At 60.3% G+C, this 13,280-nt stretch carries 9 protein-coding genes, 1 tRNA gene and 3 pseudogenes; 9 read left to right on the forward strand and 4 right to left on the reverse strand.

The window, feature by feature from the left end; translation table 11 throughout:
* The first annotated feature begins 49 nt into the window (after positions 1 to 49).
* A complete protein-coding gene (locus NKJ40_RS15020; protein WP_352466670.1) occupies positions 50 to 1,000 on the forward strand; it encodes a LysR family transcriptional regulator in 951 nt (316 codons plus the stop codon).
* Positions 1,001 to 1,031: 31 nt separating this feature from the next.
* Positions 1,032 to 1,298: pseudogene (locus NKJ40_RS15025) on the forward strand (hypothetical protein); the annotation flags it as partial.
* A gap of 77 nt (positions 1,299 to 1,375) precedes the next feature.
* Here the strand turns inward: NKJ40_RS15025 and NKJ40_RS15030 are convergent.
* Positions 1,376 to 1,756, reverse strand: a pseudogene (locus tag NKJ40_RS15030) (transposase domain-containing protein); the annotation flags it as partial.
* 438 nt (positions 1,757 to 2,194) lie between these two features.
* Between NKJ40_RS15030 and NKJ40_RS15035 the strand changes: the two are divergent.
* From NKJ40_RS15035 to NKJ40_RS15050, 4 genes are all read left to right on the forward strand, one after another.
* Positions 2,195 to 2,995 carry a M10 family metallopeptidase C-terminal domain-containing protein gene (locus NKJ40_RS15035; protein WP_352466671.1) on the forward strand — a complete coding sequence of 267 codons (801 nt, stop codon included), beginning with the start codon at positions 2,195 to 2,197 and terminating at the stop codon, positions 2,993 to 2,995.
* 395 nt (positions 2,996 to 3,390) lie between these two features.
* Positions 3,391 to 5,160 carry a type I secretion system permease/ATPase gene (locus NKJ40_RS15040; RefSeq protein WP_352466713.1) on the forward strand — a complete coding sequence of 590 codons (1,770 nt, stop codon included), beginning with the start codon at positions 3,391 to 3,393 and terminating at the stop codon, positions 5,158 to 5,160.
* Positions 5,135 to 6,448: an HlyD family type I secretion periplasmic adaptor subunit gene (locus tag NKJ40_RS15045; protein ID WP_352466672.1), complete on the forward strand. Its 1,314-nt coding sequence runs from the start codon at positions 5,135 to 5,137 to the stop codon at positions 6,446 to 6,448. Before NKJ40_RS15040 ends, NKJ40_RS15045 begins: the two co-directional genes overlap by 26 nt.
* Positions 6,449 to 7,118: 670 nt before the next feature.
* On the forward strand, positions 7,119 to 8,336 hold the full coding sequence (locus NKJ40_RS15050; RefSeq protein ID WP_352457555.1) for a tyrosine-type recombinase/integrase: 1,218 nt from the start codon (positions 7,119 to 7,121) through the stop codon (positions 8,334 to 8,336).
* Between the two features lie 21 nt (positions 8,337 to 8,357).
* Here NKJ40_RS15050 and NKJ40_RS15055 read toward each other — a convergent pair.
* A tRNA-Ile gene (locus NKJ40_RS15055) sits at positions 8,358 to 8,433 on the reverse strand.
* Between the two features lie 183 nt (positions 8,434 to 8,616).
* Here NKJ40_RS15055 and NKJ40_RS15060 point away from each other — a divergent pair.
* Entirely contained in the window at positions 8,617 to 9,327 is a 711-nt protein-coding gene (locus NKJ40_RS15060; protein ID WP_352466673.1) for an SIMPL domain-containing protein, read from the forward strand.
* Between the two features lie 132 nt (positions 9,328 to 9,459).
* Here NKJ40_RS15060 and NKJ40_RS15065 read toward each other — a convergent pair whose 3' ends face one another.
* A complete protein-coding gene (locus NKJ40_RS15065; RefSeq protein WP_023678277.1) occupies positions 9,460 to 9,819 on the reverse strand; it encodes a hypothetical protein in 360 nt (119 codons plus the stop codon).
* A gap of 226 nt (positions 9,820 to 10,045) precedes the next feature.
* The gene (locus NKJ40_RS15070) at positions 10,046 to 10,492 is read right to left on the reverse strand and encodes a YcgN family cysteine cluster protein (RefSeq protein WP_352466714.1); all 447 of its coding nucleotides are present in this window, start codon (positions 10,490 to 10,492) and stop codon (positions 10,046 to 10,048) included.
* Between the two features lie 235 nt (positions 10,493 to 10,727).
* Here NKJ40_RS15070 and NKJ40_RS31925 point away from each other — a divergent pair, with 235 nt between their 5' ends.
* Positions 10,728 to 12,893 (forward strand): OmpA family protein, encoded by a 2,166-nt coding sequence (locus tag NKJ40_RS31925; RefSeq protein WP_502903710.1) that lies wholly within the window; start codon positions 10,728 to 10,730, stop codon positions 12,891 to 12,893.
* 239 nt (positions 12,894 to 13,132) lie between these two features.
* Positions 13,133 to 13,246: pseudogene (locus NKJ40_RS15085) on the forward strand (TIGR00645 family protein); the annotation flags it as partial.
* Positions 13,247 to 13,280 lie beyond the last annotated feature (34 nt).

Raw genomic sequence — 13,280 nt, forward strand, 5'->3', positions numbered from 1 at the left:
AAATTGATTCTTTGGGCGATACCCATCCACGCGTCGGATAGGTCAATACATGCGTTTTAAGGGACTCGATCTAAATCTCCTGGTTGTGCTGGACGCTTTGATCAGGGAGCGTAAAGTCACCGCCGCGGCCCGCAGTATTAACCTGAGTCAGCCGGCCATGAGCGCCGCCGTCGGTCGGTTACGCGCCTATTTCAGCGATGAGCTATTTACGATGAACGGCCGCGAACTCATTTTGACACCGCGCGCGGAGGGGCTCGCCACAGCAGTCCGGGAGGCATTGCTGCACATCCAGCTGTCGATTATTTCCTGGGACGCCTTTAACCCGGCCCGATCGGATCGTCGCTTCCGCATCATCCTTTCCGATTACCTCACGCTCGTATTTTTTAAGGAGATCGTAAAGCGTGCTGCGCGGGAAGCTCCCGCCGTCCGCTTCGAATGTCTGCTTATTTCCGACGACCCCGAGGAGCTTCTCCGGCGCGGCGACGTTGATTTTCTGATTATGCCGGAAGTGTTCATGTCGAAACATCCTCGCGCAGCCCTGTTCGAAGATATGCTCGTATGCGTAGGCTGCGGCACGAACAAGCAGCTGTCAGAGCCACTTACATTCGACCGATACTTGTCGATGGGGCAGGTTGTGCTTAAATTCGGGGACACCCGGCAGCCCTCCATCGAGGAATGGTATTTGCTCGAGAACGGTTTCGAGAGACGTATCGAGGTCGTCGTACAGGGCTTTAGCATGATCCCGCCCCTTCTATCAGGCACCAACCGCATCGGGACAATGCCCTTACGGCTGGCGCAGCATTTCGCAAAATTAACACCCCTGCGGATTGTCGAACTTCCGCCGCCACTTCCTGCCGCATTCACGGAGGCCGTCCAATGGCCTGCGCTTCACAATAATGATCCGGCAAGCCTATGGATGCGGGAAATGATGTTGCAGGAGGCATCTCGTATGATTACCCCGCCTAAGAGCACCGGACGTCTCAGTTGTCGGTCGAATTGAGAAACTGACCCCCTCGGTTATGAGAGGAGGAATGGATGGCGATTGGGATCGGGCGATTCCTGCATTGTCGAGAACGATGCAGGGAGAGCAGATCCTTCAGCATGAAAAGGTGGCAGCGATGCTGCGGCTGCATGAGCTTGGCTGGGGAATGAACCGACGGGCGAAAGAATTCGGGTGCGCGCGCAACACGGTGCCTCGGTATCTAAGCGAGGGCGGGACTGTTCCGTTTCGCAAGCCTGTGCGGCCGACCGCGTTTGACGGACTGGACCATTGGCTGCGGGAGCGCTTCTTCCCCCATGGCTCGGGCTGGATGACGATCTCGACCCGCTCCAGATGCGCCGGGAACGCCTTGCGCGGTCGCGCAGCACGTCGCGGCTCGCCTGTCGGTCTTGCGGCCTCGAGCTCGGACTCAATCGCGCCGAGCCCGGTCTGGATTTCGTCGAAGGCGAAGGCCTGCTGGTCACGTTCGAGCTTCTCGGAGCTGCGACCGAAGCGGCGCGCTCCAGCTGCTTGACGATCCCATGAAGGTCGGCGATCCGCTCCTGGGCAGGCTCGTTGAGTGTCGCCATCCGGACGATCTCGGCCTTGAGTGTTTCGCTCCGGAGTTGTTGCAGTTCGGCCTTCTCCGCCGCCATGGCGACGAACATCGCCTTGAGCGTATCGATTTCGTGGGGACGGGCCGAAGCGCTTCTCGTCATGACGCCGACAGAAGCTTATTGTGCACGGCCTGAAGCCCGCCTTTTGCGCCTGAGTCACTTCGCCACCGCCTTCCGGCCGGACGCCGTCGCCGTTCGGCTCGAACGCGTGTCCAGTCCATGCCTTCGACGAGCGCCATCAGTTTCGGCGCGGCAAGCCGATCACGCCGTTCTCCGCCAGCGGAACTTGTCCTCGTCCAGCGCTCACGGTGCGGGTATGCCGGCGTCGAGCAAACAGAGAGACGTTTGGGGCCCAACCAGGACGGCCCCGTTACGAAGTGTTGTCCTGGTCCGGTTTGAGTGTCGAATCTTCAGATCGATTGCTTGGGCGACCAGCTTCCCGGCCGCCAGCGAGCCCGCAACTGCTCAGCAGAAGGGCGAAGTGAACGTGAGTGCATCCATCTCGTAAATGTGTGTCTATCCAAGCAATCGATTTCTCTAATTATGCGATGAGGAATATGAAACGCGTCAGGCAGGGTGCATCATTAGGAGTATTTTGATGGCAAAGATTATCGAGGGTGGCCCGGATTCCGAAACACTCCTCGGCACCGAGCTTGAAGATTGGATGGAGGGTTTCCAGGGCAATGACTGGATTGACGGTCGTGCCGGCAACGACGAGATCTCGGCTGGCCAGGGCAGTGACCGAGCCATTGGCGGCAAGGGTAACGACCGCATCTTCGGCGGAGATGGCTGGGACGATCTCTCCGGCGACAACGGCCGCTTCAACGCGCGCATCTCCGGTGAGGACAATGACAGGCTCAGCGGCGGTCCCGGCCAGGATGTCCTCTACGTGGGTGACGGCCAGGATAGGTTGACCGGGGGCACCGACAATGACACGTTCGTGTTCCAGTTCCACAATCCGGTGCCTGGGGTCGACCCGAGTGTCGGGTCGAAGCCGGACATTACCACTATCACCGATTTCAACCCGGCGGAGGACAAGTTCGCCTTCGATGCGGTGGGCCTCTACAACGACGGTTTTGGCGCGAACTTCGTCAACAACGCCAGCATACAGTCCGGCTACCCGGTGAGCAGCTTCTACAGTGGTGCGGCCTCGGGTGCGAACGGCGAACACGTCGTGGTAATCACTGGCGAATCTTTCAACTCTGCTTCTGAAGCCGCGAGTGCGATCTCCGGCGAGCACGCCGGCGACATCATTGTCTACCAAAGCAGCTACACCGACAGAGTCGCAACTCTGGCCTATGTCACCGCCGACAACAGCGCGCATGAGTTCGCCCACCTGGGCGGTGTGGTCACCGTGGCCGACCTAGGCCTGACCGCGTCGGACTTCACCTTCGTTTGATCCAGAAAACCCATACGGAACAGCGCCCCGCCCCCCTGGGCGGGCGCTTTCCGTTTCCGCTACTTGCGATGGGCCGGGGCGCCCGGGAGCAGTCGCAGCGTGTACAGCTTGACGAAGCCCTGCACGTCGCGCTGGTCGTACACCGAAATCTCCCTGAAGGCGTGGAGGCGGAAGCCTGTTCGGGCCCTTGCGGCCGGCCACGATGACGTTGCCCTTCCAAACCTTCAGCCGGACGGTGTTGTTGTTGACCCGCTCCATTAGATGCCAAACCAAACACATTCGGCGGGAGCACTGATCCTGAATCAGCGAGCGGATGCAGTCGGTTGCCGCTCGGGGAGCAATATAGGGAGCTGGGTCGCCAGATCCTCACGGAGACCTACGTGAGTAACCATTCCTTGAAGGATTCAGCTTTGAGACCTTTCCCTCTGACTTCCGCTATTTGGGGAATTCTGTTGATCAGCGGCGTGGTCAACGTGCTTGCGCTGATCTCGCCGCTGTTCATGCTTCAGGTCTACGACCGCGTTCTGGCAAGTGGCAGCGTATCGACGCTAGTGGGGCTCGTCGTGCTTGCTGCAGGGCTTTATGCGTTCCAATGCCTGCTCGACGTTTTGCGCGCCCGCGTGCTGCTGCGGATTGGCGAGCGTTTCGATGAACAGTTTTCCGGAAGCGTTCACGATGCGATCGTTCGCCTTCCGCTTTTAACGCGCATGCCGGGCGACGGCTTGCAGCCGCTACGCGATCTCGACAATGTTCGCGGATTCTTAGGTGGAAACGGCCCGACAGCGTTCTTCGATCTGCCATGGATGCTGCTTTATCTTGGCATTTGCTTCCTCTTTCATTTCTGGATCGGCATGACGGCACTTATCGGGGCGATCGGTCTCACATCTCTGACACTCCTTACCAACACTCTCTCGCAAGGGCCGATACGCGATACCATTGACCACAACATGGTACGCAATGGTCTACTGGAAGCAGCGCGCCGCAATGCCGAGGTCGTGCAAGCTCTCGGTCTCGCAAAGCGGATCGCTGCCCGATGGCACAAGGCCAATGCCAAGTATCTGGCCGCCAACCGGAAAGTCGGGGACGTGGCAGGTGGGCTGGGTGGCATTTCAAAGTCGCTGCGCGTGCTGCTGCAATCGGCCATTCTTGCCGTCGGCGCGTACCTTGTCATCAGGCAGGAGACTACGGCCGGGGTCATGATTGCCAGTTCGATCACGATGGGGCGTGCGCTGGCTCCGGTCGATCTGGCCATTTCAAGCTGGAAACCCTTCCTCATGGCGCGCCAGGGTTGGGCGCGGCTGGAGGACCTCTTGGGAAAGGTTCCTGAAACCGCTCCTGTTATGCCAATGCCTGCACCTGAACGCGAACTCCGCCTCGAAGGCGTGACAATCGTTCCGCCCGGCGAAAGGAAGCCGACCGTGACCGGCCTTGCGTTTGCCGTTCAGGCGGGAAGCGCACTCGGGATCATCGGTGCATCGGGTTCGGGCAAGTCGACACTCTCGCGCGCCATCGTCGGCGCATGGGCGCCGGTCGCCGGAAAGGTTCGCATCGACAGCGCAAGCCTCGATCAATGGGACCGGGAAGCGCTAGGCCGTCATATCGGCTATTTGCCGCAAGGTGTTGAACTATTCGACGGCACCATTGCCGAAAACATCGCTCGTTTTGAAGATAATCCTGACCCTGAGGCTATTGTCACCGCGGCGAAAGCAGCGGGCACGCACGAACTGATCCTCCGATTTGAGCACGGCTACGAAACTCCGATTGGTGAGGCCGGATCGGCACTTTCCGCCGGGCAGCGCCAGCGTATCGGTCTTGCCCGTGCTCTTTATCGAGACCCTTTCCTTGTTGTGCTGGATGAACCCAATGCCAATCTCGATGCGGAAGGCGAGGCTGCGGTTGTCAAGGCGATCGCCTCCGTGCGCGAGCGCAAGGGCATTGCGGTTGTCGTTGCCCATCGGCCGAGCGCCATCCGCGCCGTGGATTTGGTGTTGGTGATGGAAGGTGGACGGCAGCGAGCATTCGGTGCGCGTGATGAGGCGCTTTCCAAAGTCCTTAAGGGGGCAGCGATGGCATCAGGCGCTGGGGTCAAGGCCATCGAGTCTACACAGGATAACGAGCGCGCTGACATGGAGGATCCCGGTGTCCGGCATTCATCAGAACAATGACGTTTCCAGGTCCATTCGCCGGCACCTGGTGGCGGGCCTGCTGGCGAGCGTGATCTTTGTGGGAGGAGCCGGAGCCTGGGCGGCCTTCACGAATCTCTCCGGCGCGGTTGTCGCGTCCGGACACTTTGTCGTCGATTCCTATGTGAAGAAGGTGCAGCACCCGACCGGCGGGGTGGTGGGAGAAATCCTGGTGAGCGAAGGTGATAAAGTAAAAGCCGGCGACATCCTCATGCGGCTCGACGCCACCCAGACGCGCGCCACTCTCGCTGTAGTCACCAAGCGGCTCGATGAGCTGGCCGCCAACCTGGCACGACTCGAAGCTGAGCGTGACGATCTGGCGGAGATCGCCTTCCCGGACTGGCTGCTCGCCCGCAGAGATGTTCCGGACGTAGCTTCGGCAGTACATGGCGAGACGCGGCTGTTCGAATTCCGCAGACAATCCCGCGACGGAAGGCAGGCGCAGCTAGCGGAACGCATCACTCAATATGAGCACGAGATCGAGGGGCTCAAGGCGCAGGAAATTGCTTGTGAGAAAAGCACCGAGATCCTCCAAAAGGAAATTGCTGCCCTGAGTGGGCTGCGCGACCAAGGCATTGTCTCGGACCAACGCTTGAACAGTCTGAAGACGCAGGTTGCCACTTTCGGCGGCGAACGCGGTGAGAAGATTGCACATCAGGCACAGACGGCAGCCCGCATAGCCGAAACGCGCCTGCAGATCCTGCAGATCGATCCGGATTTCAAGACGGAAGTCGGCCAGGAGCTCAGAGAGGTTCAGGCGCAGGTTGGGGAGTATGTTGAGCGCAAGGTGGCGGCTGAACAGGAACTGCGACGGATCGATATTGTCGCGCCGCAGTCAGGCGCCATTCAACAACTCGCAGTTCATACGGTCGGAGGAGTGATCACGCCCGCCGATCCGATTATGCTAATCGTGCCGGAAGGCGACGATCTTGCGCTTGAAGCACGAATCACCCCGAAGGACATCGACCAAATCCAGCTTGGTCACAAGGCCGTGCTGCGGATGTCAGCCTTCAATCTGAGGACCACGCCGGTATTGAACGGATATGTCAGCCGGATCGCAGCCGATCTGGCGACGGACGAAAAAAACGGCGTTTCGTATTACCTGGTGCGTCTGTCGGTTCCGCATGCGGAACTGACGAAGCTCAAGGACCTGACGCTCGTGCCCGGCATGCCGGCCGAAGCGATGATCCAGACGGGCGAGCGTACGGCGCTTTCTTATTTTGTGAAGCCGCTGTCGGACCAAATCAGTCGCGCATTCCATGAGGAATGAAAGTGATCCACAGAAATATTTTGTTGGTATTCTTGTTGGTTGTTACGCATGCATGAGAGTCATAACCGTCTGAAAACACAACCATGCGTTCCTCAGTTGGATTGCGCCGCTGACTCAGATACGTGGTTCCGCGGTCATTTTGCCCTTGCAAGTCGCCGCCCATTCAGTTCTTGGCCTCGAGCGCATTAAGATACCCATCATCGTACACAAAGGCTGGAAAAGAGTCCGGTGTCTTGAGCGATCCTAGGTCTGGAGACCTAGGGTGAGCCTGCAAGCACAGGGCCAGGACATGATTGAGCGTCTGCAATATTCGGACAGGTGCATAGGAAGACAGGCAGGCGTTAAAGACGCGCTTTCAACGCGCTAAACCGATGCTACGCACCCCGACCGTCTTGCCGCCCTCGCTCCCGCCGCTAGGAATCAATCGCGAGCAGGCTGCGACCTTCATCGGCGTAAGCTCAACGACCTTTGATGAAATGGTCCAGGACGGCCGGATGCCGCAGCCACGAATGCCGAGCAAGGGGCGCATTGTTTGGGACGTCGAGGAACTTGTGTTGGCGTTTCGAAAGCTCCCTCACCGCCAAATCGGAGGAGCACCAAAGCTTGACGAAGATTCGCAGCCACTAGACAATCCTTGGGATCGAAAACCACGAACATGACGGATGAGCCCGTGAAAATCGATCTTAAGGGCGTAGTGAAGGACACTGATCGCCACGGCAATGATCGGTACTATTTTCGCGCACCGGGTCGGAAGAAGGTCCGGCTCCGTGAACCGACCGGCAGCGACGAGTTCCTGGAGGAACTGCGCTGCGCGCGCGCCGAGGTCACTTATGTTCGGCCCGGCACTCTTCCCGAGATTTGCCGGCGCCTCCCCAAGCCTTCCGAGCCAGCGAAGAAAGGCACGTTGCTGTGGCTTTGCCAGGAGTATTACCGTCGGGGCGGCACGGAAATCACCCAAGACACTATGGCGCGCCGACGAGCAATTCTGGAGCGCGTATGCGAATTACCTCATCCCCTCGAAGGTGACCCGGATCCTCAGTATCCCACCAAGGGATCTCTGCCATTCGCCGGTATGAAACGGTCTCATGTTAAGGAGATCAGGGACACCAGGCTCGACGCCCTTGGCGCGGCAAACAATATCGTAAAAGCCATCAGCGCGATGTTTGAGTGGGCAAAGGACACAGAGATTCCGGGCGTCGACTCCAATCCCGCCCGCGGCATCAGACGGCTAAAGAGCGGCGACGGCTGGCACCCATGGGACGTGTCGGAGATCGTTCAATATGAGAAGCGGCATCCGCTGGGTACCGCAGCCAGACGTGCGCTCTCGATCTTCATGTTTACTGGCCTGCGGTTGTCCGACGTCGCGATCTTCGGTCGACAGCACATCACGCTCGTCTACAACGAGGAGACCGAGCAGTGGGAGAAGTGGATCAGAATTAAGCCTGGGAAGACCAGTCGTAACAAGGATGCGGTGTTGGTGGAGCTCCCGCTTCTGCCCGAACTAGAGGCGGAACTTGAGCACACGCCCTCCGACCAGATGACCTTCCTGGTCAATGAGTATGGTCGGCCGTTCTCGGAGAACGGTCTGGGCAACAAGATGCGCCAGTGGTGTGATCAAGCTGAGCTGCCGCACTGCAGTGCTCATGGAATTCGCAAGGCCGGCGCGACGATCGCCGCTGAGAACGGCGCGACGCACGAGCAGCTGAAGGCGATATATGGGTGGACTACGTACCAGCAGCCCGACCACTACATCAAGAAAGCGCGTCGCCGGAAGGTAGCGAGAGCGGCGAAATACCTGCTGGTTATCGATCGAAAAGAGAACAAAATTGTCCCACTTTCTGAGGGGGTTGAAAGAGGTGGGACAAAAATGGCCAAAAAATCCAATTAAATCAACGGCCACAAAAGCCAATGGTGGGCCCGGAGGGACTCGAACCCCCAACCAAGCGGTTATGAGCCGCCGGCTCTAACCATTGAGCTACAGGCCCCACGGCGCTGGATTAGTGTTTTTCCCTGAACCGCACAAGGCTTTCCCTGGGCTTTCCAAGCAGGCGTTCCATGGGGCTGGCAGAGATCGCCCAAATCAGCCCATATTGATAACCTAATGCACGTCGCCCATTGGACGCCGCCCAACACTCGGCCGTCTTGGGATCGCAGATCGAGGAGATTTCATGACCAGACGTATTTTGCCCCTGGCAATTGCCGCCGCAATCGCATTTCCGGCGATCGCCGGCGCCGCCGATTCACCACCGCCGCCGCGCATCGTCGTCACCGGCGAAGGCGAGGCGGCGATAGCACCCGATCTGGCTCTGCTGACGCTCAGCGTCATGCGCGAGGCCAAGACGGCACGTGCTGCGCTCGATGCCAATAACGACGCCATGGCCGCGGTGATCGCCGCGATGAAATCGTCCGGCATCAAGGAGCGCGATCTGCAGACCGCGGGCATCCAGATCAACCCGCGCTATAACTACACCAACAAGCCCGACGGCAGCCAGGAGGCCGAGCTTGTCGCCTACCAGGTGACCAACACGCTGTCGGTGCGCATCCGCGACATCGACAAGACCGGCGACATTCTCGACAAGGCGGTGTCGCTCGGCGTCAACCAGGGCGGCGGCATCTCCTTCTCCAACGACGATCCGGCGGCAGCCGTCACCGAGGCGCGCAAGAAGGCCATCGCCAATGCCATGGCCAAGGCCAAGACGCTGGCCGAAGCGGCCGGCGTAGGCATCGGCCGGGTCCTGGAAATCACAGACCAGAATTTCGCACCGCCACCGATGCCGATCAACGCGAAGGCTTTCGATGCGGCCGGCGCATCGGTCCCGGTGCAAGCCGGCGAAAATTCCTATACCGCACAGGTGACGGTGACTTTCGAATTGAAATGATCATCGCTTGCAGCATGAAAAACCCCGGAGGATCGATCCTCCGGGGTTTTTTTTGAGCCACGCTTTCCGTCCTGGCGGAAGGGCTCCGCTACTCTACCGGCTGCAAGTCAGCCGGCCGCAGGCCCGAAGACCTTAGCGATAGATGATCGGACAGCCGCGCTCATTGGCGAATACGATCACGACGCGGTCGCCATACTGGCGGCCGGCGACCTTGACGGTGCGGCGGTTGATGTCGATGATGCGGGCGCGGTGCAGGCCCATGCGTTCGGCCTTGTCGATGGCACGCTCCGGCGAACAGGACCGGCGCCAGCCGCCGTGACGGCGGTGTTCGCGATAGTAACCATCATCTTCGTCGCCGGTATAGACGCCGACGCGCGGATCCTGGTTATTGCCGAAGCCGAGATAGATGCTGTCAGCATGAGCGGGGATGGCAGCAAGTGTGCCAAGGCCGACAAGAGCCGAAAGAGCAGCCGTCTTGATGGTATTGAACATTGTGTTCTCTCCTTGTTGAGGGTTTCAACCCGTTTTCGTCGAACCGATGGCAGGAGAATGCACCCGTCTGTCTGAATTTTTTGCGAACCGGCCGTTCATCTCCAGTTCATGAGGCAAGAATGGGCCAGCTGTTTAGTCTCTCCGTTTCTGGAACCGGTTCTATGCAGGGCAGATGGGGAACGCACCGTTTTGCCATGGTTCCCGGTCTTCGTTACCGGAGGAAATCCTAAGGCTCGTCCGCGAGCATATGGTCGAAATAGTCGTCCGGCTCGGCAAGGTCGGTCTCGCTGGCGCTGACCCGGCCGCGCATCGAGATGCCGGCCTCGTGCACGGTCTCGTCGCTTCCCGACACCAGCCTGTGCCACCAATAGAGATCGCGGCCCTCGGCCACCAACCGGTAAGCGCAGGTCTTGGGCAGCCAGCTGATGGTGCGCACATTCTGCGGCGTCAGCCCGACGCAATCCGGAACACGCGCCAGCCGGTTGGCATAGTCGGAGCAGCGGCAGCTTCCAGCGTCGAATAGCCGGCAGCCAACGCTGGTCCAGTAGATCTCTCCGGTGTCCTCGTCTTCGAGTTTGGACAGGCAGCATTTACCGCAACCGTCGCAGAGTGATTCCCACTCGGCCGGGGTCATCGCCTCGAGGGGCTTGGTCTTCCAGAACGGCTTTTCCATCGTCGGCATGTGGCCCTCGGACGCTTCAAGGTCAAGCACGGCAACCGTGCACCCTCGTCCGAACGATACGCCGGGACCATACGCCGGAACATATGCCAGGACCATACGAATGACATGAAGTCGCCTTCAAAACGCCGGTCAATCGCCCTGTGCCACAGCTAGAACCTACAAACAGGAACCAAACATGGTTGCTGAAAGTTTGGGCAGGGATGGGACGCCACAAGGAGTGTTTATGATGAAACGCCAACCACGGATTCTGGCAGGCACGGCGCTTGGCCTGTTGATGGCGTCCGCGCCGTTAGGCGCGTTCCCGCTGCAAGGCAATGCCGCATTCAGCCCCGTGCAACGTACCGCAGCGCCGCTCATCCCAGTGCAATCGAGTTGCGCCGAGGGCGAGTCGGCGGAGGCCTGCGCGCAAAGCCAGCAGGCAGAGCAGCCCAGAAAGAAGAAGCGCGACCAGCAGCAGCAAACGGAATCCGCTCTGGCCGAGCAGGCGGCTCCAGCCGAGTCCGAGCAACCCCGCAAGAAGCGGCGCAATCAGCAGCAGCAAACAGAATCCGCTCCGGCCGAGCAGATCGCTCCAGCCGAGTCCGAGCAACCCCGCAAGAAGCGGCGCAATCAGCAGCAGCAAACGGAATCCGCTCCGGCCGAGCAGATCGCTCCGGCCGAGACCGAGCAACCCCGCAAGAAGCGGCGCAACCAACAGCAGCAAACGGAATCTGCTCCCACCGAGCAGATCGCTCCGGCCGAGACCGAACAGCCCCGCAAGAAGCGGCGCAATCAGCAGCAGATCGAAGCGGCCCCATCGGAACAACCGGCCGAGCAGGCAGCGCCGGCAAACGACAACCAGCCCAACGTCAATCCGCGCAAGAAGAAGCAAAAACAGAACCAGCAGATCGAGGCTGCCCCGGCAGAACAGGCTCCGACTGTCGAGCCCGGACAAAAGCCGGGCAAGCGCAAGAAGCCTGCTGAATTGACCGGACCCGCCACGGAGGCGGAAGGCCAGCCGGCGCCGACCAATAAGGAAGCGACCCCACAGGCCCAACCGGCTCCGACCGAGCAGCAGGCCGCTCCCGTCCAGGGCGAACAGCCCCAGGACAAGATCAAGAAACGTGGCAAGAGGCCTGTCGGCGAACAGCCGGTGACAGGAGAGCAACAGCCCTCGACCGGCGAACAGCCTTCGACTGGCCAGGCCGCGCCGGTCCAGGGTGAAAATCCGGTCCAGGGTGAAGCCCAGGCCAATCCGAACGAGGCACCTGTTCTGGACAGCCAGAAGGATGTCTTGCGCAAGCGCAAGGGTGGCAAGGAGCGCGGCCAAAATGCCGGCAAGCAGCAGGGCAACCAGCCCGCCCAGCAGGGCGAGAACCAGGCAGAAGCCCCGAAGCCGGCTCCGGTCGAGGAGGGACCGCCACCCACCGACGACCGGGCAGCCCAGAAGGAGATCAAGCCTGAAAAGATCGCTCCGGTGACCGAGGAAAAAGGCAAGCGTGTCGAGCGTGCGCCGGACATCGAGGATGTTCGCCGCCGTCCGCGCCCCCAGGGCGCCAACGTCGTCAGGGAATTCGGCGACCGCGTCATCCTCCAGTTCAACAACCAGACGTTCGTGGAAAGCAGCGATGCCCCGCGCATGCATCGTGGCGCCAGGAATGTCTATTATGAGGACCTGTCGGGCGATCGCACCCGGGAGATCGTCGAGCGCGACAACGGTGTCCGGATCGTCACTATCCGCAACCGCTACGGCGACGTCATCCAGCGTTCACGCATCGCGCCTGACGGGCGCGAATATGTGCTGAGCTATGTCGACGAGCGGAACTATGACTATGATGCAGACTGGCGCGACCCGGGCGACGACCTGCCGCCGATGCGCCTTACCATCCCGCAAGAGGAATACATTCTGGATTCCGAAGAGGTCGAGGATCCGGACGACTACTACACCTTCCTCGAACGGCCGCCGGTCGAGAGGGTCCAGCGCCTCTATTCGATCGACGAGGTCAAGCGCTCGGCCCGCGTGCGCGACATCGCCCGCCGCATCGACCTCGACACGCTCAACTTCGAATTCGGTTCGGCCTCGATTTCCGACACCGAGGTCCAGAAGCTGGAGGGTGTTGCCAACGCCATGGACAAGCTGCTGAAGAAAAACCCGGCCGAGAGCTTCCTGATCGAGGGCCATACCGACGCTGTCGGCAAACCGGAAGCGAACCTTGCTCTGTCCGACCGCCGCGCCGAGGCGGTCGCCGAAGCCTTGACCAACGCCTTTGGCATCCCGCCGGAGAACCTGACGACCCAAGGCTATGGCGAGGAGTATCTCAAGGTCAACACGTCGGGACCCAACCGCGAGAACCGTCGCGTCGCCATCCGCCGGATTACCCCCCTGGTGGCGCCGGTGGCCAGCGCCCAATAAATCGGAATGTGAACCGCGCGATTTGATCAACCATTGAATCGCGCGGTCATCAATCTTGAAACGCGTGGTCACCAATCCCAGATTCTGGACAGGGCGTTCCCTGCCCTGTCCCGACTCCAGCGGGACACACGAGCCCCGCCGGTTCCCCTCCCCGGCGGGGTTTCGTTTTTTTGGAACCTTGCAAACAGCCGCAGCCTGCCCGAAATACGGCACTCCGACAACGGAGCCCGAACCGCCGCATGAAGCGCCTCGAACTCGCCATCGAATCGATCATTCTCGCCTCGCGCTGGCTGCTGGTCGCCTTCTATCTCGGACTGGGCTCGGCGCTCGGCAAGAAGCTGTTCGAGGTCGTCTCCCTCGCCTTCTCTCGGCACTGATGCTTGCCTA

The sequence above is a fragment of the Mesorhizobium sp. M0119 genome, from assembly GCF_040322615.1.
Lineage (GTDB): Bacteria > Pseudomonadota > Alphaproteobacteria > Rhizobiales > Rhizobiaceae > Mesorhizobium.